General features: G+C 62.8%; 18 protein-coding genes. 1 reads left to right on the top strand and 17 read right to left on the bottom strand.

The annotated features are described in order from the left end of the window. A partial coding sequence (locus QZY03_RS22945; RefSeq protein WP_295584937.1) for a hypothetical protein occupies positions 1-424 on the top strand: 424 nt, incomplete at its 5' end. On the opposite strand, the gene cas4 is transcribed toward QZY03_RS22945, so the two are convergent. The 17 genes from cas4 to csm6 form a co-directional block, all read right to left on the bottom strand. Beyond that, positions 421-1,029: a CRISPR-associated protein Cas4 gene (gene cas4 / locus QZY03_RS22940; RefSeq protein ID WP_295584935.1), complete on the bottom strand. Its 609-nt coding sequence runs from the start codon at positions 1,027-1,029 to the stop codon at positions 421-423. The two genes, QZY03_RS22945 and cas4, sit on opposite strands and share 4 nt — an antisense overlap. After that, a complete protein-coding gene (gene cas2 / locus QZY03_RS22935; protein WP_295584933.1) occupies positions 1,026-1,331 on the bottom strand; it encodes a CRISPR-associated endonuclease Cas2 in 306 nt (101 codons plus the stop codon). The genes cas4 and cas2 overlap by 4 nt, the downstream gene beginning before the upstream one ends. Further along, a complete protein-coding gene (gene cas1, locus QZY03_RS22930) occupies positions 1,294-2,307 on the bottom strand; it encodes a CRISPR-associated endonuclease Cas1 (protein ID WP_295584931.1) in 1,014 nt (337 codons plus the stop codon). The genes cas2 and cas1 overlap by 38 nt, the downstream gene beginning before the upstream one ends. 599 nt (positions 2,308-2,906) lie before the next feature. Further along, positions 2,907-3,590, bottom strand: coding sequence for a CRISPR-associated endonuclease Cas6 (locus QZY03_RS22925; RefSeq protein ID WP_295584929.1), 684 nt, complete (start codon positions 3,588-3,590; stop codon positions 2,907-2,909). Beyond that, entirely contained in the window at positions 3,578-5,977 is a 2,400-nt protein-coding gene (cas3, locus tag QZY03_RS22920; protein ID WP_295584927.1) for a CRISPR-associated helicase Cas3', read from the bottom strand. The genes QZY03_RS22925 and cas3 overlap by 13 nt, the downstream gene beginning before the upstream one ends. Next, entirely contained in the window at positions 5,943-6,659 is a 717-nt protein-coding gene (gene cas5b / locus QZY03_RS22915) for a type I-B CRISPR-associated protein Cas5b (RefSeq protein WP_295584925.1), read from the bottom strand. Before cas5b ends, cas3 begins: the two co-directional genes overlap by 35 nt. 2 nt (positions 6,660-6,661) lie before the next feature. Then, complete coding sequence (cas7b, locus tag QZY03_RS22910; protein WP_295584923.1) at positions 6,662-7,648, bottom strand: type I-B CRISPR-associated protein Cas7/Csh2; 987 nt, start codon at positions 7,646-7,648, stop codon at positions 6,662-6,664. A gap of 218 nt (positions 7,649-7,866) precedes the next feature. Next, on the bottom strand, positions 7,867-9,630 hold the full coding sequence (locus QZY03_RS22905; protein ID WP_295584921.1) for a TM1802 family CRISPR-associated protein: 1,764 nt from the start codon (positions 9,628-9,630) through the stop codon (positions 7,867-7,869). Between the two features lie 210 nt (positions 9,631-9,840). After that, positions 9,841-10,131: a CRISPR-associated protein Csx16 gene (gene csx16, locus QZY03_RS22900; RefSeq protein ID WP_295584919.1), complete on the bottom strand. Its 291-nt coding sequence runs from the start codon at positions 10,129-10,131 to the stop codon at positions 9,841-9,843. Beyond that, on the bottom strand, positions 10,128-11,258 hold the full coding sequence (gene cmr6, locus QZY03_RS22895) for a type III-B CRISPR module RAMP protein Cmr6 (RefSeq protein ID WP_295584917.1): 1,131 nt from the start codon (positions 11,256-11,258) through the stop codon (positions 10,128-10,130). The genes csx16 and cmr6 overlap by 4 nt, the downstream gene beginning before the upstream one ends. After that, positions 11,255-11,824 (bottom strand): type III-B CRISPR module-associated protein Cmr5, encoded by a 570-nt coding sequence (gene cmr5 / locus QZY03_RS22890; protein ID WP_295584915.1) that lies wholly within the window; start codon positions 11,822-11,824, stop codon positions 11,255-11,257. Before cmr5 ends, cmr6 begins: the two co-directional genes overlap by 4 nt. Before the next feature lie 3 nt (positions 11,825-11,827). Further along, positions 11,828-12,700 carry a type III-B CRISPR module RAMP protein Cmr4 gene (cmr4, locus tag QZY03_RS22885; protein WP_295584913.1) on the bottom strand — a complete coding sequence of 291 codons (873 nt, stop codon included), beginning with the start codon at positions 12,698-12,700 and terminating at the stop codon, positions 11,828-11,830. Further along, the gene (locus QZY03_RS22880; RefSeq protein WP_295584911.1) at positions 12,697-13,824 is read right to left on the bottom strand and encodes a type III-B CRISPR module-associated Cmr3 family protein; all 1,128 of its coding nucleotides are present in this window, start codon (positions 13,822-13,824) and stop codon (positions 12,697-12,699) included. Before QZY03_RS22880 ends, cmr4 begins: the two co-directional genes overlap by 4 nt. Next, the gene (gene cas10 / locus QZY03_RS22875; protein ID WP_295584909.1) at positions 13,821-15,809 is read right to left on the bottom strand and encodes a type III-B CRISPR-associated protein Cas10/Cmr2; all 1,989 of its coding nucleotides are present in this window, start codon (positions 15,807-15,809) and stop codon (positions 13,821-13,823) included. The genes QZY03_RS22880 and cas10 overlap by 4 nt, the downstream gene beginning before the upstream one ends. Beyond that, complete coding sequence (gene cmr1, locus QZY03_RS22870; protein WP_295584907.1) at positions 15,806-17,008, bottom strand: type III-B CRISPR module RAMP protein Cmr1; 1,203 nt, start codon at positions 17,006-17,008, stop codon at positions 15,806-15,808. The genes cas10 and cmr1 overlap by 4 nt, the downstream gene beginning before the upstream one ends. A gap of 29 nt (positions 17,009-17,037) precedes the next feature. Then, positions 17,038-18,177, bottom strand: a complete 1,140-nt coding sequence (locus QZY03_RS22865; RefSeq protein ID WP_295584905.1) for a putative CRISPR-associated protein — start codon at positions 18,175-18,177, stop codon at positions 17,038-17,040. 108 nt (positions 18,178-18,285) lie between these two features. Continuing rightward, positions 18,286-19,470 (bottom strand): CRISPR-associated ring nuclease Csm6, encoded by a 1,185-nt coding sequence (gene csm6, locus QZY03_RS22860; protein ID WP_295584903.1) that lies wholly within the window; start codon positions 19,468-19,470, stop codon positions 18,286-18,288. Positions 19,471-20,185 lie beyond the last annotated feature (715 nt).

Here is a 20,185-nt window from a genome sequence, read left to right as displayed (position 1 = left end):
CCTTGTTGTATTGGATTGGGCGTGGGGACTGCTGCTCGCGCGCCGGCTGGAAGAGACGCAGACAGTGTTTCAATCCTTGTTGTATTGGATTGGGCGTGGGGACGCGCTGGCGTCAAGAGCGTCCGAGAGGTCTTTTGCGGTTTCAATCCTTGTTGTATTGGATTGGGCGTGGGGACATGACAGCCGCGTCTGCGTCCGTCACGTCGCCCTGGGTTTCAATCCTTGTTGTATTGGATTGGGCGTGGGGACCGCATTTTGTGCGAAAGCACAGAAAAATCAGAAAGATCAGGAGATTTCGCCGGCTGCTTTTCTCGCATTTCTTGGCTACTTTGTGCTGCAAAACGGTGTTTCAGGCGCGGCACTACATCGCGAAGTGCCGAGTTTTACTTTTTTAATCAGTTTGTTGCGTGACTACGGCCACTAGACACAGATATTTTTGTAGCAACAGTCTTCACAACGCAGGCGTGAAGACGTTCGCGCCGGGAGGCGACCCGTGTAGATAGTATCGAAAATCTGCCCGATCAGCCAGCGCGCCCGCGTGATGCGTTCGTCTGTGATGTCGACCTCCAGCAACTGGCTGCCGTCGCGGACGTAAGCCACGAATCCGCGGGTGACCGGTTGTTTATACACGCTTTGGATTAGCATCGCATAGAGGACGATCTGGGTTTCGTGTGTTTTGAACGCGGTTTCAGGCGCTTCGGTGTATTTGTAGTCAAGCGGCGCCATCGAGCCGTCTTTCAACCAGAGAACTTCGTCGACGATCCCTCGTAGCCGCAGGCTTGGCGATGCCAGGTAAACCTCGACTTCACGCTTGACCGCGCCGATCTTGCGGCGCAGGTAGTCGCGGTTTTCCGTTGCCCGGCGCTGGTGGACTTCACGTCCTTTCAGGACTTTGAAGCGTTTGTCTTCGTGCTGCGGGATGTTCTGGACGTTCATGAACCAGGTAAAGCGCGGGCACCAGACATGTTCCAGCACGTCCGACGGCGTGATCATCGGGGTTTGTTCGGTGTCGGGCGTCTGGTCGCTCATACGAATAATGCCCGGACTTCATCGTTGACCATGCGCTTGTCGAACGCCTGGCCAAGGAGTATCACTTTCTTGAAATCCGCCTCACACATCGGAAAGATGTAGACTGAATCGACCTCGTCGTTTTCCCAGGCTTCGATCTGTAGGCGTAATTCGTCGAGACGATTGCGCTCGATGGTTCCCAGGAAGACGGATTTTTGCACGCGATACAGTCCGGCTTCTTTGCAGAGCTTGGCGATCTTGGCCCGCGGTTTGTCGTCCACGATGTCATAGATGATCCACACCAGTGTCGCTGTCGTCTTCATCGCTCAGTCTCCCGATCCATTCGTTCGCCAGTCGGTGGCAGTCGAGTTGTACGGTGTCGCGCCGCTTGATATTGCGGTTGCGGTAGCGAATGGTTTCATCAAGATACTCTCCGAATCGCTCCATCAGTACGGCTTTGCCCTGCTTGTTGAGGATCAGGCCGTTCTGTAGCGGATCGAACATGTCCTGTTTCACCTTCCGGGCGGCGAAGAGTCCAACGACGCTTTCGTCCGCCCAAATTCGGTAACACTCGATGAGATCGAACACCAGGGATTTTTTCTGATAGTGATCGGTATGCACGAATCCCACGTAAGGGTCCAATCCGGCCAGTATACATGCCCGTTCTACGGTGCTGTAGAGCACGCCATAGGAATAATTCAGCAGACAGTTGAATTCGTCTTTGGCCGGATTTCGGGAACGCGCGGAAAATTGGAAATCTTCCGGCAACAGCAGGTTGACGGCTTCCCAGTAGGTGCGCCCGGCCCGACCCTCGAAGCCCATGATGGTCTCGCGCCGCTCTTCCAAGTCACCGGTGATGCCTTCGAGCGATGTCCGCTGGGCTGTGAGGGCGGTGATCTTGTCGGTCAACTGCGCGGATAGACGGGTGCGTCGCTGCCGTGCTTCGCGCAAGAACTCGATCTGATTATCGACTTTTCGTGTCAACCAGCTTAGCGCAAGCCGCAATCCGGCCTCGGTGTCCGCCAGACGCAGTTGTTCGCGGCGGATCGCGGTGGTTGATCCTGGGCGGCCATGCCAGACGCGTCCATAAGGGTGGCCGAACTGGTCGAGGAAGACGATGTCAATATTTTTTTCGACTGCCAATTGAATGGCGTCGGTCGACAGGCTGGCGCCGGTCGTGATGAGGATGGAGCGTACTTTGCGCGATGAGACCTCCTGCTTCTGGTCTTTTATTTTGATCAGGAACATCTCGCCTTGCCGATGCAGGTAGGTGCCGAACGTGGTCAGAATCAGGTCCATTCTGGTGCTCCTGTTGGTTGCGACAGTTGGTTGTTCATCAAACATCCCCAAGAGCGATGGCACCGGACCTGCCCGGAATCCGGTGCCATCCAAAAAGGTTTGGATAAGTTGTTAAAGAACTCGTGGTCTTGATCGGCATTGCGGCCAACTGGGCCAGCGGCGCAGTGCGGACCTTGGCCTTGATCGTAATCCCGGCCAGCGGTATGCGTAGTCAGGGCTTCCAGCCCTGACGGTGTCAGGCCAGGATGGCCTGACTACGCACCCGGCGAGCCCAAGTGGCCGGAATCTTGATCGAGGCCCGGAACGGCCTTGATCATCATCCCGGCCATCTCACCGACAGCGAGGCCGATGGTCCGCATAGCGGACCCTTCGGATCGCGGTCTTTCCGTAGGTTCCGCTATGCGGACCGACGCGCTTGACGACTGCGCCAATATTACAATAAATCATCGCAACTTGGTTTGCTCCAGGTCATGGTTCAGCCACACAACATCGAGAGTCTGGATGGGTTTCGCTTCGCTCTACCCATCCTACGGGGAAGCCGCGACGCAATGGCGGACCCGATAGGGACCGGAGCGCCCGGATGCAGGGGGTGGTGACTATCAACATGGCGTCATCCAGCCGAAACCATGACTGACGGCGTGGCCAAGCGAGAAGCCGTCCGGCAGTATGGCATTGGTGACGATCTCGCCGGTCAGGCCCAGGAGTTTCTCTCCTTTATAATGGCACGGGTGGTTCTGGAGGTGGGTGAAGGTGGCGTACAGCCGCTCGGGGAATTTGACATCCAGACCGCGGAGCGCGGTCAGCATGTTTGATACCAACAGGCGATTACGTTCGTGCCGTTGCTGTGCGTCGTCGAGTGTCTGGTAATGACGGAAGTTGTCCTGATTGAACAACAAGACCGGCGTTTCCAGGCGGTAATAGGCCAGCCGCTCGCCGACGGCAAAACGGGCCTGGCTCAGGGTCAAGGCGGCGTCATCGGCGGCGACCGGGTCCTCGCCGAGCAGCAGGTTCAGGTCCAGCCAGGGCAGTGCCAGCAGCCGACCAGCCGCATCGCCCCAACCGATAACCAGTCCTTTACCGTCACGCCAGCGGTATTGCACCCGCGGATAACGGTACAGCGGTTTGCCGGTGGTCAGGTCGTGCTGGTGGAAGAGGTCGTCGTCGCGAAACGCGTTGGCCAGCGCGCCGCGCAGTTGCTTGGTGCGCTTCTCGCCGCCGCCCGCGAGTTCGCGGTTCCAGCGCAGTGCGACCTGGGCGAGGGGGATGGTGGCTAGAGGATGCATGTGGCTTCTTCTCCCGGCAGGCCGATGAAGCCCGCGGCGCGGTCATAGGTGTCGGGGCCGGCATCGATCCGGTTCACCGCATGGCGGTCCAGGCCGGTCGCGGCTTGGGCCTGGATCTGGATCACCCGCTCATAAAAGGCACGTTTGATCGGCCGGAAGTGGCGGTCTTGCTCCGACGGGGTGAGCGTCGGATCATCGCGCACGGTGCGATAGGCTGCCCAAAGTGTGGCGTCCGCCGGGGTGCGGGCCACGAACAGCGAGACGGTCGGCCGTTCTTCGATCAATTGGAAGTCCCGTTCGACGCCGACGAGATCGCCCCGCGCGAGTTGTTCATCGACGCGTTGTTGATCCTGGCGGGCGCGGCAGCCGCGGAAATAGTCCAGACTCAGGTCCAGGAAGGCGGATTCGTCCCAGGTGTCGGCAGTGCCCAGGGTGTCGACCGTGACCTCGATCAGTGCGCTGTCGTAGACACGGCGCCACTGGGTTTCGCCGACGGTGCCGTCCGGTTTGTTGGCCTGGAGCTGCCACAGATGCACCTCGCCTGGGGCTGTGCCGTTTTCACCGTGCCGGTTGCAGCGTCCGGCGGCCTGGATGATGGAGTCGAGCGGCGCCAGGTCGCGGTGCACGATCGGAAAGCTGAAGTCGACCCCGGCCTCGACCAGTTGGGTGGTGACGGCGATGACGGGTTGGCCTTGGCGCAGCAGCCGCTGGATCAGCCGGATGCGCGCGCGGCGGTCGAGTGGGGTGAGGTCGGTGGAGAGCGCGACCAGCGGGCGATCCGGGACGGCCGCGCGCAGGGCATCGAACAGGGCGCGCACGGCGCGGCGCCGGTTGAGGATGATGAGGACGGCGCGCGGTTGCCGGGTCAAGTCGACGGTCAGGCGGGTGGCGAAGGTTTCCAGGTCCAGCGGTTCGCGATGGTGCGTGCACAGACGGGTGCGGGTCATGGCGCGGAAATGCGTGTCATGATCCGGCAGGAGTTCCACGGCATCGTCCGGCTGAAAGATCAGCGGGCGGGTCGCGGTCAGCAGCACAAAGCGGGTGCCAAGGGTGCGGGCGGCGGCGATGAACAACTGGCGCAAGGCTTCCCAGTAGCGCAGCGGCAGGGCCTGTACCTCGTCCAGCAGCACCAGTGCCCCGGTCAGTTGCCCGGCGCGCTTAAGATTGGCGTTACGGGGGCTGAGCAGGGAGTGCAGGAGTTGATGGAAGGTGGTCACCACCAGCTCGCTCTGCCAAGTCTCGGTGAGCAACTGGCCGGCGCCGTCGGCCTGGTATTCGGCGTCTTCGGTACGGAACAGGCTGTCGGTCAGGTGATGGTGTTTCAGCAACAGGTCTTCACGGTCGGTCAACTGGTTGCTGTGCAGTACGGCGCGAAACACCGCATGGTTCTGGTCGATGACCGAGGTGAAGGGCAGACAATAGATGATGCGCGGGGCACTGCCGTGGCGTTGGTCGAGCTGGTCCCGCACCTGCAACGCGGCATGGAGGACAGTCAAGGTCTTGCCGGCCCCGGTGGGCGCGGTGAGGGTCAGGAGCGGAGCATTGAGGTGTTCGAGCCAGGTCCGGGTCACGGTGTCGGCGATCTGTTCGCGCCGCTGGTCGAGAGCAGAACCGGCGCCGGACCGGTGACGTTGATCGCCGTTTTGACCCCACAGCCGTTGTTTGTGCACGGTGACCGCCGCCGCGGGCAGGGTTTGCCGGGTGATTTGCCCACCTTGCAGGGCCGCGTCGGTTTTGTCGACCGTGAGCAAGGCGCCGAAGCCCGCCAGCATGGCTAGCGCGTCATCGACCGGACCGAAGGCGTTGCGCAGTTTCGAGCCGAGGGCCTGGCGGTCGCGCAGACTTGCCTCGATGGTCTCGACGGTGAGGGGTGCGGGGGCGGCCGACAATCCCTGGTGCGGATGGCGTTCGGCGATCGTTGCCAGCCACTGGTGGATGCCCCCGAGGTCCATGGCTGCGAGTTGCGTCCGCAACGGGCAGTCCGGGTCGTGGAATTCCAGGCGCATCAACTCCAGAAGCTGCGGCCATTCCTGAAAGGTCAGCGCCCCGTGATGACGACGGACCGCGATGAAGGCGGCCAGCCGCTGCCACAGCGGCCAGCCAAGTTCGGCGGTGTACCACCAGACCAGGAGTGCGCCGGTTTCGGCGTGATGACTGAGCACTGAACGCCGGCCGCTCCGTAACAGATAATCCTGAAACCAGGGCGTGGCCTTGCCGAGATCGTGAAAGAGTCCGGCTACCAGGGCGATGGCCCGGATCTCGGCGCGCGCGGTCGGCGCGATGCCGGCCGCGGCCCGTTGCGCGACCCGCTCCAGGTGGGCCGGCAAGGGGTCGCCGGGATGGGCGAAGGTCTCAGAGAAAGGCGATGTGCTCGGGACCGATAACATGGATGACTCCGGCTCCGCCCCGGCCGCGGAGCGGTTGCCCGTCTTCGGCCAAAACGATTTCCTGATAGCGCTGCACGACCCGCGTACCGTCCATCACGACGGGGATGCGCAGACGGTGATAGCGGCGGTTGTCCTCGTAGTGCACCTGCAGGTCGGCGCACAGCGGAACCGCCGTGGCCGCGTGCCAGTCGCCGTCCGGCAGGATCTGCGCCGGCCACTCGCCGACCCAGGTCACATCGGCCAGGCAGGGCGCCAGTCCGAGGGCGACCGTGTAGGCGGTGCGGCCGGCGCGCAGCCGCAGGGCCAGTTCGTCGGCCACCGGGTCGGCCAGCCCGGCGACGTAGATCCGAAAGCGCGGGTTGCGCAGGAACTCGAATGGGACCTGGGTATGAGTGTTTTGCCCGGCGCGCGGTCGGAAAAAGCCGTCGGTGCCGTCCTTGGTCTGCAACAGATTGAGCGCCGCCCGGAAGACCCGGAGCGGCGCCCGTAAGCCGACGCCGATCCGCACCTGGTCCCAGCCGAGCTGTTGGTGATAGGTGTCTTTGCCGTAGCCGAGAACCGCGCCGAGCATACCCAAGACCGCCGGCGGCGGCGGCAGTGGATAGCTTACCGGGCTCATCGGCGAATAGGGCTTCTTGAACTGCCCGTAGTCGCCGGCGATGTCGAAGACCAGGGTGCGCATGGCTACAGGTCCAGGGTGGCGACGGGCAGCTTCGCCGATCCGGCCAGTTCGGCGAATAACCCGGTATGGTCGCCGGCTTGGCAGCACAGCCGCGGGTCCTGCATCACGCGCAGGCCGGTCAGGGTCGGGCAGTCGCGCCAGGCCGCGAGCAGTTCGCCGATCTCCAGGCGAAAATCGCGGGTGGAGCGCAGGGCGGTATCATCGACGGTCTGGTTGGCCAGACTGACGCGGCGGGGCAGGGCGCCCAGGCGGTAGCCGGGGCGATACTGAGCGGCGATCAGCAGCAGCGGATCGTGGCCGAGCTTGGAGTGGGTGTTGAGTGCGGCGGTCCCGCGCCACAAACCTTGCAGCAGCAGGTCGAAATCGGCCTCGGTCAGTCCGGTGGTCTGGGCGGCGGTCTCGTTGGCGACCCCATAGGCGGCGATCAGGGCGTAGGGCAGCAGCCAGCGTTCGGCAAAGGATTTCTGGTTGCCCTTGTCGCTGCCGGCATAGGCGGCGGTTTGTTGCACCAGGGTCGGGCTGACGCGATGCAGCGAGCGGTTAAAGGCGGCGAACTGCACCGGGCCGGTCAGTTGCAGTGAGGGTTCGCTCTTGCCCAGCGGCAGCGTGGCGCCGAACAGGCGTGCGTCGATGCAGCCGGTGAGGACAGCGGTTTCCAGGGCCTGGCGCTTGGCCTCGCCCTTCTTGCCCTTGGCCGCCTCGGTCAGGAATTGCTCGGCGCGGTCCTTGCCTTCGGACAGGTAACCGTCGGCTTTGAGGGTGTCGCGGATCAGGACCTCGCGGCCGGCCGCCAGGCGCTTTTCGACATCCGGTTCCAGGCTCAGGAAGTAATCACGCACGGTGCGCTTGATCCGCACGTCGCTGATCGTGGCCTCGCCGGTCTCGGGGTCGGTGCGCGGGCGGTTTTCATCGAGCGGGTCGCCGTTGGGGTTGCAGTCCTTGGCCTCGTAGATGAAAAGAATTTCGTAGCGGTTGGCGATGGCGGTCATTGGTGTTCTCCTGAAAAGTCCTGTGCGTTGCGGCGGTCGAGAGTCCTGGGGTCCGCCGGGCGGACCCTAGCCCGCGTGGTGAGCGCGGGGGCCGGGGTGATAGAGCGTTCGTACCGGATATCCAGACAGACCTTCGTGTAGGGGCGGGTTTGAAACCCGCCCCGACGTCCGGTGATCACGCCCGAATGCTCTATGCGATCCACGGGGTGGCCGAGCGGTCAGCCCGGCGACGGTGCGCCGGGTTCGGCGGCGGCTTTGTCGAGCTGGACGATGCGGTAGGCCAGGCTGTAACCGATGGTAAAGGCGAAGGTGGCTGCTTCATCGCTGATCGCCCAGTGCTCGCCACAGGCGACCCAGGCGTTGGCCAGGTCCGGGTCCAGTCCGGTGATGACGTAGCCGAGCTTGCCGTATTGGGCCAGCTTGCCGTGACCTTCGCGATAGAGCCGCTGCAACTGCTGGCGGGTCAGCAGGCGGCCGATGAATTTCTTGGTGAACGGATCGGCGCCGCGTTCCTGACGCTGGACCGAGGCGACCTGCGAGGCATAGCACCCGGTCAGGAACGCGACGATCAACTCCGGGTTACGAAAGAAATCGGCATGTTCCTGCGTATAGCGTCCATAAGGGCTGTTGGGAATCGTCGCGGACATGGCGGGATGCTCCATCACGGGTTCGGGAAGGATGAGTCCGGTCTGTTGGGCATAGCGATACAGGCCCCAGGCCTGGCGCGTCATCCAGTGCAGAAACTCGGGGTTACGTTTGCCGGTGCCGAGCAGTTTGGCGACCAGGCAATGCAGAAGATGGTTCGTGTCGACTGTCTGTTCGGCAAACAGGGCCGCCAGCCAGCCGCGCAGGGTCTCCTCGCTGGGTTTCTCACCGGCGCTGGAGAAGTTCTTGAACGTCTGCGCGTTGATCAGGACGGGTTTGATCTCGGTTTTGCTTTCGGCCGTCAGATCAGCCGCCGCGGCGATGGTCTTGCCTGCCGCAAGGAGTGCGTGCAGACGACTGGGGAGCAGTTGTTGAACTTCGGCCTGGATTCGCCAGGCGGCATTCTGTTGTTTGAAAAAGATGAGCGCCAGGGCCAGTTGATCGCCGACACCGGCGAATTCTTGCGTCAGGGCCAGTTCGTCGGCGAGCAGGTCACGGGCCTTGCCCAATTGATAGCGATCGGGACGTTGACTCAGTCGTGCCCGTAACTCATCCCGGACCTCGGGATGGTTGCTGTAGGGGAGAATCAGATAGCTTTGTCCAGCCATGCTGCTGGACAGATTGCACTCGGCAAAGGTGAAGGTTTCGGCAATGGACAGGGCGCAGTCGCCGCACACCGGGAAGTTGCGGTGGGCCGTGCCGGCGCGAAAACCACCGGCGATGCTGCCGGGATTATTCAGGTTGTAGCAGGCCAGGACCGCATAGTTGCCATAGACTGTGACCGGCGTTTGACCGCAGACGGCGCAACAGCCCTTCGCGCGTTCGCCGCCTTTGTCGGCGAAGGCGGTCAAGGCCCGCTCGACGAGCATGGCCTGGGTTTCCGGCCAAGCGTAGACCGGCGCCATCTGGTCATCGGCCCAATAGACATAGCCGCGATGATCCTTGCCATCGATCCCCGCCGCTTGTTGTCCGGCCTCGACCTCGGCCCAGATTGTCGCTTGTGCCTGATTGAAGCAGTCGAGGCTGTCTACCAGCCATTGGCGCTTCTCGGCGGGCAGACCGCCGTGGTCAGCCAGCGTCTGGACGGCCGCGGCAAGTCGATTGGCGGTGTTGCCGGCCAACTTGCAGCAGGGCGTGAAGTCGGTGCCGTTCGGCGGTCCCGAGCGGTAGACGACCGACTGGTTTCCCATGAAGGTCTTGACCCCGCGCCACTCGCCGGCGGCACCAAAGCACAGCGCCAGTCCGCGGTCATAATTGGCGGGCATGCCTTCATTGAGGCGTTCCCACGCCGGCCGCTCGGCCAGGCAGTGGCTCAATTCAAAAAGACGTTGAAACATGTGCTGCGATCCTCCGAAACCATGCCGTCATTCCAACAGACGCGATGCGGTTTGTCCTGTTTCGCAAGCTTGCGATATCGTCATTCCGGAGGGTGTCAGGCCAGGATGGCCTGACTACGCACCCGGCGAGCCTAAGTGGCCGGAATCTTGATCGAGGCCGATTCCGGCATCCTGCCGGAGTGACGACGTAGCTTAATGTGAAACGGGGTACTACATGCGCCGCACCAGATAGCGCTCGATCCGCGCCCCGCAATCGCGCATTTGCTGTGCGCTCAGCTCGCGCCCGCGCAAGGTGACCGGGAGATCCAGCGACAGGTGCAGATAGTGCGCACCGCGTTCGCATACCGCGGCAGCTAGATTGACCGGCAGTGAGCCAATGAGCATGTCGCCGGGTTCGATGATGGACGGATCGAGATGGTCGATTATATGATCGACGGTTATTCCCTCAGCGTCCGCCCACTCGAAAGCACCGGGGTGACGGGAGACGAAGTAAGTCGTCATGGGGTGATTCCTGGTCCACCTGAATCCGGCGCTGCGCGCAATGCCGCGATTCGCGCCTTGCGTTCCTGCTTTTTCTGGCCATTGCCCCAACCGACATAGCCGTAGATCGCCTCGGCCAGGTCCGCGAGATTGGCGCGTGCACTGTCCGGCCAGGCGTTTCCGTCTTTCAGCAGTTGGTTGGTCGCGCCGATCAATGGTCCGCCAGCCTCCTTCGTCCCGCGCTGCTGCTCCGCCGCGAACAGGTTTGCCAAGTCCCGCAACTGCTGCTGTTCCGGCGATAGTTTCGCCCGCTCGATGGCGGCTGCCGCCGTGGCCGCGTTGTGCTTCAGCGCGTCGGTGCTGGCCGCATCCTCGAACATCCGCCCGTAGCCGGCGGCGGTCTTGGCGCCCGCGCCCAGCCAGTCCAGCGCTTGCTTCAAGGCTGAAAAGACGTCAGTTAACGCGTCGGCATATTCCGGGCGGCGCGGGGCGATGCCGAACAGCAACCGCGCTTGCTTGACCACCAGAAAAGGCACGGGCACCGGGGCGTGCCAGTCAGCGGGGATCTTGTCCGGCTCATGTCGGCAGTCGCCGATCTCGCCGCCTTGTTCGTACCATTTGCCTTGGTGCGGGGTCATGATGTCGGCGGCCAACTGGACTGGTGCGATCGGCAGGGCATCGAAGAACCGGAAGCGGCCGGCCTGTTGCAGATCGCCAAACCAGTCGCGCAGGCGTTGGGCCTTGTCCGTGGCATCGAGCGACTCATCCCAGACCTCTACCCAGGCTTTGACCAAGCCTTTGACGCCGCTGCCGGCCAGATAGGGCACGCCGAGCGTGTGATGCCAGACCAGGCCGTTTTCGACCGGATGCGGCAGACCAAGGCCGGTGGCGAAGTGCCAGTCCGTCTTGAACACGGCGCCGTGCCCGCCGAGATCGGTGATGAGTGTGAGGTGACGCTGGGCCGCGTTATCCAGTACGCTCTTGTCGCCAACCTGTTTGGCGTTGTCGTTTATCCAGGAGGATTTCCCGTCCTCGGGAATCGTCCAGTCCGCGTTGTAGCGGTTGAAAAAGCGGTCATACCAGAGTCCGCGATGACCCCCGTCGGGCAGTTCGTCCGGCGTTTGTTGTCGATACAACGGCAGGTTCATGGGTTGGTGTCCTTGGCGGCAGTCGGGTTCTCGTCCTCGCGTGCGAGGAAGGCACCGGCGAGTTTTTTCACCCAATCGAGGAACAGGAGCGACTCGACTTGCGCGGCCAGATAGGCATCCAGATCGGATCGGGTAATGGCATCAAGCAGGTCGGTCTGCCCGGCGAACGGACACTGGGGTTGGCCGAGCCAGTCACCGAGCAGTTCGTATAGCTTGAAATAGACATGCCCCGTGCCCTTGCGACGGTAGAAGGCCGCGGTTTGCCCCAAGCCGTTGGCGCGGATCATGAAGGGCATGGCGCCGGCGAAGCTGTTAAATTCTTTTTGGCTCTGCGTGTCGGTTTGCCAGGTGTGCGCGAGTGACCGAATTCGCGCAAGCGCAAAACGCGCGCGCTCCTGTTGCGGGGTGGCCGTAGGCGCGGTGCCGGGTGCCGGAGCGCCGGCGACCGGCGGCCGGGTCGGTGTCGCCGCGACCGGCGCAACGGCCTTGGTCACTGTCGCGGTGTTCGCCGTGGGCTGCCATGCCCGGTCGTTCTGCTGCCGCTGTTTGTTGTCGCGTTTGGCCATCGTTTAGCCCTCGGTCCGCCGGATGGTGACCTTGCACCAACCCATGCCGACGGTTTCATTGCCACCCAGTTGCAGGTAAGGCCGAGCGAACAGGTCGCGGGTGATGTGGTTAATGACGTCGACGGCGGTCATGTTCGCGCCATCCGCCCGCGCGGCCTGGGCGTGCAGCGCGACATAAAGCAGCGTGTCCGGCGGCAGGCTTTCCTCGTACCAGAGCGCGCCTGGTTTGACCGTCTTGGTCCTGTTGTCGAGACAGACGTGCGCATTGACCGGCGTGGCAAACTGGGCCAAGTGATTGAAACGGTCGTCATGGACCAGCACCAATTGCGCTTGCAGCGCGCTCACGGCATCGGCGCGGCCCATGAGTGGCGCCAGGACGGCGATGATGGCGTTCAGGTCGGTAGTGCCTGCATCAAACCGGAACTCCTCCAGATAGAGCGCCGATGCCTTGCTCGCGGGCAATACGGCAGTATTGCTGTTGGGCACTTCAGGGATCGCGCCCAGGTCAAAAGCGGGCAGGCCGAGTCGCTCGGCATCGGCACCTAAGCGCTTGAGCAGCGCCGGACAGGTGACCCATTTGAAGTGACTGGTCAGCGAGCGCACGGGCAACAGCAGCAGCCGGGCGTCGCTGACCAGCAGTGCGCCGGCATGGTCGGAGGCATTGGCGGTCTCGGGGCCGAAGACGGGAATGCGCCAGGGCGCATTGTGTTCTTCGGCCAAGGCCCGGAGCGCGCCTTTGACGGCTGAACCATAGACCACCGGCCAGGCGGTATGGGCCTCCCGCTGGATCGGCAGATCGATGACGCCGGCCATTTGACCGGCGCCGGCATGGATCGAGGTCTCGGCCAGCAGGCCGAGCAGTGCGGTGTTGTTCATGTTTCGTCCTTCTCCTTCATTCGCCATAGACCAACCGCCAACTCACCGCGTCCCAGCGCGGTATCATGACCGATATGCTGCCCGTGCAGTGCCTGTACGGCGTGCCGCGGATCGCCCTCGATGGAACAGAAAAAAACGCTGCCGGCGGGAATCAGGCTTTTCACCGGACGCGATTGCTGTCGCAACAGGTTCCAGCCGCCCTCGCGTGCGGCCTTGCCGATCACCGCGCTGTGCAGGATGAGCGGAATGCCGTGCAGGTCTCCGCACCAGACGGTGAGGCCGTGGTGTTGTTGTGGCCGGAAGCCGGGCGGAAACCAGTCGCTGCCGAAGTCGGCCGGGGTCAACAGAAGCAACAGCAGCCGTTGGCCATCAGGTGCGGGCACGGGGAGCGGCGCGGGCGCGGCAGTGACGGTCACGGCGCTGCTGCGGCCTTCGCCGCCAAAGCGAGTCATGCCGCGCACGGGTTGCAGCGCAGACGGGAGCCCGCGCACTTCGGCACCGATGGCCAACCCGTCATGGGGGCGCAGATGGCGCGTCTGATAGAGCAGGCCATCAATGCCGGTCCGCTGACGGTTGTCGCGGGCGATGCCGAGGCGGGGTTCTTCGTCGTACAGATCCCCGGCGCGGAAGACTTGGTTTGGGGCCTTGCCGTTCAACACCTGCCGCAGATCAGCGCCGGTTAGCCAAACCTGTTCCAGGGGTTTTGCGCCGGGTAACGGGGCCTCCAGTGCGGGCAGCCGCACGGTCCCCAGATCGCACGCGACCGGCGCGCCGGGAGTGAGCCAGCGATACTCCTTGCCTTTGGCCAGCAGATGCAGCGGGGCGGGATAGAGTCGTGCGCCCTGCCATAAGGGATAAGGGCCGGTGAGTCGCAGGGCGCCGAGGTCATCGCCCGCGCCGATCCAGTCCTTGAGGTCGGCATATTCGCCATCCTGAGCGAACCGCTTCCAATCGACGCCCTGTTGCTCGCCGATCAGGGTCCGGATGGCGCCGGCCAGGGTGCGCGCCGGCGGTGGAAACAGACTGTTCAGCTCCTGGCTGCCGCTGGTATCGAAGCCGCGGGCTTCGCGGAAGAACCAGGTATCCAGCGGGCCGAATCGCCAGGCGGTGGCATTGGTCATCATTCGACTCCTTTCTGCGCCAAAAACCGGACCAGCAGTGCGCCGTCCGCCTCCAGGCGTGCTTGCTTATGCAACAGCGTACCGTCGGGTTGTAGTCGACCCGCAGGGTCTTGGGTCGGCGGTTGTTCGCCAGCGGTGGGCTGCGGGATGCGAACCACCGGGTGGCATTGCTCGAGTAGCGGTTGGATCAGGCGTTCGGCATCCGGCAGTTTCAGTTTCTTTTCGCGGCCCTCATTGACGCCGGAAGCCAGATAATCCACGGCCAATAGCGCCAGGGCATCGCTGTCGGTGAAGACCGGCGTTGCTGCCGGTTGGTCCGGCGCAGCGGTTGGTGGGTTGAGCAGCGCGAAGCGTTCGCGGATCTTGTAGAAAAACTTGCTGCTGAACGCGGTCTGTTCGGTCTGGGTGCCGCGCTTGGCATTGACCTCGGCGAAGTCTGCCGCGAGCTGTTCGATAACCAATTGGTTGGGCGACTCCTGACTGCAGGCGCATTCCCAGGGTTGCGCCCATTGCAGCGCCAGGCCGCCCGGTTTCCAGACCCGCACCGCGATGGCATCGCGTCCGGTGGCGTCCTTTGCGACCTCATCCAGCAGTCGATGGGTGTCGCGCAGCATGCGGGTCAACGGGATTTTGACGTGAGCGAAGGCTACGGCCGCCGAGATGGTCGAGCGGCTGTCCGCAGTTGCGAATGCTCCTTTGAAGGCATCAAGGTAGCACTGGCGCACGGCCAGGGCGCAGCGCAAGGCATCTTCCAGCGGTAAAAGCGCCAATACGTCATCGCCGCCGGCATAGATCAGGAAGCCATTGCAGGTGTCGATCAGTGTGGGCACGCGCGCGGTAAAGGTTTCCAGTGCCTTTGAGATTTTGGGCGGCGCCGCGTCCTCGCCCAGCAGTTGACCGAGGTGATCGCCGTCCATCAACAGGATGGCGTAGAAAGGGGATGGCGGCGCCTTGCACTTCAATGCTTTGAGTGCCAGCGTCATCGCTCCGGCCGCGCGTCGGTCAGGACACTCCTGCTGACTGACCAACACATGCTGGAAGAGCGCGCTGCTGTTCAACGCGCTGAGACCGCCCCGTGTCTGATAGGCGTCTTTGACACACCGCAGATGACGGATGCCGCAGTCATTCGGCTCGAATACCGCGGCAGCGGCGGCGTGCAGACGCGTCAACGCCTCCGCCGACTCTTCGCGTACCGCGTGCGCCAGCCAATTCGCTGCTGCCAGGTCGAGGGTCGATGGGGTTTGCGGGTCGACCTTCCAGCCATGCAGCGTCCAGCCGCCCGGCATCTGCGCCTTGACTTGGGCGAAGCCATGCACAAAGCGCCGTTTGATGAAGGCAATGGCGCACAGGGTTTCGTCCGCGGCCAGATCCTGTCGGCACATTTGGCGCAGTGGCTCCCAGAACGCATTCAGGGCCGATCGGTCGAAGACCGGCAGACCGGAGAGCTCCTGCCAACCGGCCATCACCGAGCATTTGACCCCGAATTCTACCGGCGGCAACTGGCTACGCCAGTTTTTGCGCCGATCAAGCAGAGCGCTATCGTCGCCCAGCACCCAGGCGATCTCCCAGAAACCATCGATCTGGCGATCCCAGATATCGCGTGTGCTCGAATCGGTTCGCACATACCGCGCCAGATCCTGTTGCCAGACAGTCTCGGCGAGTGCCTGCCAGGCGTCGCGCACGGCCTGCTCTACCAGATGCGGTTCAAAGTCGCTGCCTACCGTGGCATGAAATGCCTTGAATCGATTGGGAATACAGCCCTGTCGCGGCGGGAGGCCGGGACCCTGCCCGGTCGTCAGCCAATCGAGATAGGCGTCGTTGGGACTTGGAAACGCGATGGTCCCACCTTGTGCGATGACGGTCCGCATCGCGGTGCCGGCCAGCCAGGACAGCAGGAAGGACCCAGCCCAGAAATCGCGGGTACGCCGCGCTTGGGCGACGAAACCCTGCACCGGGCCGAGGGTGAAGTGGAAAGTGCGCGCGGTCATGGGCGGGGCTCCAGGAGTGCGTGTCGCTCGGCGAACCGATCCATGAAACCGTGCAGCACCGTCCAATCTGGAGTCACGTCGACCCGCCGCACAGGACCTTTGCTTTTCAGTCCGATTCGCCAGGTGTCCGGCAGGAACTGCGCCGGTAACAAGGTCAATACGGCCGCCCGCTGATGGTTGGGAAACTCATGCAGATGAATGAACAAGGGAGAGGCTCGGCGGTTGGCCCCGATATCGCTCCATCCGCCACCGCTTTGAGGTGCAACGGCGTTGATGTCCAGCTTGTTATTGGTCGCGGCAAGCGATGAGAAAAAATAATTGTGCGGCAGACCAAAGACGGCACGCCGTGGATGTGTCTTAATCGGGTTTGCCAGTACGGCATCGCGGGCCAGGTCGTGGTCATCGGTAAAATTCTTTTCCGACGGTACTCCGGCGACCTTGCCGTTGAGACCCCAACTACGGTATTGCTGCATCTCTCTGCCCAGGTCACCCAGCAACTCCCAGGAATTCCGATGAACGCCGGGAATGGCATCGATTCGGCTTTGAGTAGAAAAAGCGGTATAGGGTGGCAGGGTGTCCGGTCGCATGGTAATCAGCTTTAAGAACGCTTCTTGCAAATGGTCGAAATCGCACGGTACGGTTAGGTCGGTTCCCGTTAAGTCTTGAAGAGCTAAGGAACCAAAGCCCTTTCGACCGCGACTTCCGAGTCCGCCAAGGAGGCCAAGCGCAAGCAGGGCGCGGGCGACGGATTCGCGATCTGTGTGATCCGTCCCCGGTCGGAAAAGTAACCGCAGGCGCAACTCGCCTGGTTCCAGTGCGGAACGCAAATAGCCTTGTTTGAAGTGATATAACCCCTGGCCAAGCAAATATTGATGACCAGCACTGGTTGGCGGCAGTTCGTTCGTCTTGAGTGCGCGCCCGGCATACTGTGCATTGAGTAGAAACCGTCCTTGTCCGGCGCCGTTGTCATCGGCGGCGCTGCCGAACAGACGCGCTTCCGAACGATGAAGATGCTCAAGGGCCTTGGATGGCGAGCCGCCGGTGGCTTGGAGCGATAGCCCCCAATGTAACGCCCGCCACCAGAACCGCAGTGCCCCTTTGATGGACGGCGGACGGATACCGTCATCGACTTTCTGATTTGCTCCGCCGAGGAACATCGGGGTGACAATCCGGAAAGTTGCTTCGACTACTTCAGCCATGTGGCGTGCTCCTTCTTCTTTGGTTGCTCTCAGCCTTCGTACAACTCCATACGCACGAAAGGTGCGTATTGCGCGCGCCGCTCGGCGAGCAGGCGAATCCCGGCATCGCCCTTACGGTTCTGATCGAGCATCGCGTCGTATTCGGTGTGATCGACGATGCGCCACACCAACAGGCGCCAGCTTTCCACTGAGACCAGATAGCGGTCGCGGGTATGCTGGCCCGGTTTGAGCCAGAACAGCCCCTGACTCCAGGGTTCGTGCTTGCCGGCTTCCAGTTGTTCGCGCGACCGCGCAACGCGTGCGATGTAGTCGTCGGGTTTGCAGCCTTCGATCGCGCGTATTCTCAGCAGATCGTCCAGTGCACGACGCGACAGATAGGGCACCAACGCCGACGGGCGTTCGAGTTCTTCCCAGATCAGAAAGCCCACCGGTGAAAGACTGACCTGGCCGTTGCCCTGGTCCTCGAACAGCGACTCCAACGCGGAGCGCTCGTCGAAGGCCATGGCTGCTTCGAGATCCGCCTGGGGGATAGCGCACTCTTGCTGAATACGCTCCAGCAGCGGGCGAATCGGCTCGAGACGCGAACGTGCAAACTCCACCGGCATGGCCGGCAGAGGAATCAAGGCGCTGGACTGCTCGAAGATGTACTTGGCCGGGACGCCTTTGAGCATTCCGATCAGTACCGTGTATGGCACCAGGCTCTTGAAGCCCCCGGTCGGGTTGAGAACGCATTGTGCTGCGCCATTGGCGTCGATCTCGCGCAGGATGGCTTTTGTGAAGTTGAGTACCCCGGCCGTGCGAAACGCCTGGGCGTCGGTGACTTGCAGGCCGACGATGACCTCGACTTTGCAACGGATGCCGGGTCGGGCATGCTCCAGATAGCGCTTTACCGCACCGGCACAGGCTTGGCCGTCAGGCGTTTCGGAACTGAACAGGATCACCGTGTCTTTGCCGGTCAAGCCCATACGCGCCAATGAGTGGATTTCGGCGGACAGGTCGCGCCGCAGTGCCGTCTCGTCGTCCATGCGAGCAGACTGGAAGGTTTCATAAATGACGGCTGCGGCGGTATCGATGCCGCCATGATGCGCAACCCAGGTGGAGTCGAACCGCGGCTCGCGCGGCAGTTTCTTGGCGGCGCTGGTGCCGCAGGTGCAAAGGTAGATCGGCACAGTTCAGGTTCCTCGTTTGTGGTCGATGGCCCTGTTGCAGGCATGGATTGCCCTTGGGTTGGCATCCTAACGTGGGCAGGCGTTCCGTTCCCATTTCGCAAGCTTGCGTCAGTTGTCGTTCTGCGGCGCCGGCACGGCGGCATAGTGGATGGCGGCGGGCGCGAGGGCCAGGGCATAGCCGGAGGCCTCGGTGTCCTGCAAGATCAGGTAGGGGCGCGCCGCCAAGGCGCCGAGTTTGTCCTTGAGGGTCTTGTTGAGCTTGGAGTTCTTGGTGTTGAAGTAGTCAGGCAGCATGCCGTCGCGTAGCCCGAAGGCACCAAGGGTTTTGCCGCCCTCGTCGAGCAGTGGGTCGATCTTTTTCAGTTCGTCTACAAAGTGCTGTCGGTAGGCGGTGCCGTGTCCGTGCGGATCCTTATCGGTGATCCCCGGCAGGGGCGGCTGCCCGGTCTTGGCCCGTCGCGCGAACCAGGAGAGAAATGCCAGTTCGGTCGGGGGTAGGCTGATGGTTTTGCCGCCGGCGCGGATCCGTCGGGTTTTCAGATCGATGACTAACTCACGTTCCGCCAGGGCTTCCTGGATCGCGCCCACGCAGTCCGAAAACCGTGCGTTGCCTTCGACCAGCGGGCGGTGTTGCGCGGTGCGCAGCCGCACGAAGGGAATCCAGGCGAGTTCGACCTTGGCGTTGCGGCAGTCGTAAGCCACGTCCTTGCCGGCCTGGCTGATGTGGATCGGACACTCGGTCCGGGTTGGAAAATAGAAGTCACGATGACTCTCGAACGGGGCCGAGACTAGGACGTGTGACAGCCGATCCTGGGGGCGTCCGAACAGTGACAGGGCGTAGCCGGCGAAATAGCCCATGGTCTTGCGCCCACCGGCGATGGAGACATGCAAGGCGCAGTCGTCGTCAGCAGCAAAACGGCGCACCTGCTCGGTGATGAAATTGGCCGCGCAAACGTTGTCGTCGGGGGTACGGATATCCTCGAGCCCAATGCCATCGGTGCCGGCAATGACGTGGATATGCTCGGCGGGGAAGTGGATCGGCGGCAGGCTATATTCGCGGCGCAGCCGCCCCAGCCAGTCGATGGCGGGGGAGAGCAGATTCAGGCGCGCATGTTCGGCCCCGCGCAGGGTGGTGATGAGGTGGACCTCGGTGGGTACCAGGCTCGGGTTACGCAGCCAGAGGGCGCAGATGGTCTCGGTGACAACCTGTGGCGTCAGGCCGGTCACGGCGAGCAGGACATGGCGCCATGTTGTCGCGGGGTCGACGGTTAGGTCTTGGTCAGCGGGGGTCATCGCGCCCACCTCCTTGAGTTGCTGTGTGCTGGGGCCAGAGTCGATATTAGACGCATCGTGGCATCCCTGCCTCCTTGGCTTGACGGATCAGGCCCCGATGCGTGCCGGAATTGTGACGCGGGTCACGCGGGCGTGCTGGTTTCGCAAGCTTGCGTGGGCCGGGGGCTGGCAGATGGTGTTCGGTTCTCTGGGGTGGGCTGGCGCCGACGCGCAGGTTGGTTCCGGCGTGATGCCGGATAGCCGCCGGATGTGATAACCGGACGTAGGGGCGGGTTTGAAACCCGCCCCTACACCAAGGGTCTGTCCGGATATCAGGTAAGAAGGCTATCACTCAGGGCGAACCTGGGTCTGGACCGGCGAGCCGGGGCTCGGCGGTCCAGGGGACGGCTGGGGTGAAGTCCGGATGTTGTATCCGCACGAGAGACCGGGGACGACGTTCTTTTGGAGTCGCTTTAGGTGATTTTCGGGAAAGCATCTACCGTCGTGTAGGGGCGAATTCATTCGCCCCTACAACCCAACAGGCTTTCTGCGCATGCGCTGTCGGGATGCCTATTCACGGAAATCGCCTTAGGGGCGACTAAAGTCGCCCCTACACGTTGGTACATCGTTTCCCGGAAATCACCTTAGGTGATTTTCGGGGCAGGGTCTGCCGATGTTTAGGGGCGAATTCATTCGCCCCTACAACCCAACAGGCTTTCTGCGCATGCGCAGTCGG

Source organism: uncultured Lamprocystis sp., assembly GCF_903933125.1.
Classification (GTDB): Bacteria; Pseudomonadota; Gammaproteobacteria; order Chromatiales; family Chromatiaceae; genus Thiodictyon.
Note: the sequence above shows the minus strand (reverse complement) of the source record. Positions and strands in the feature narration are given on the sequence as shown.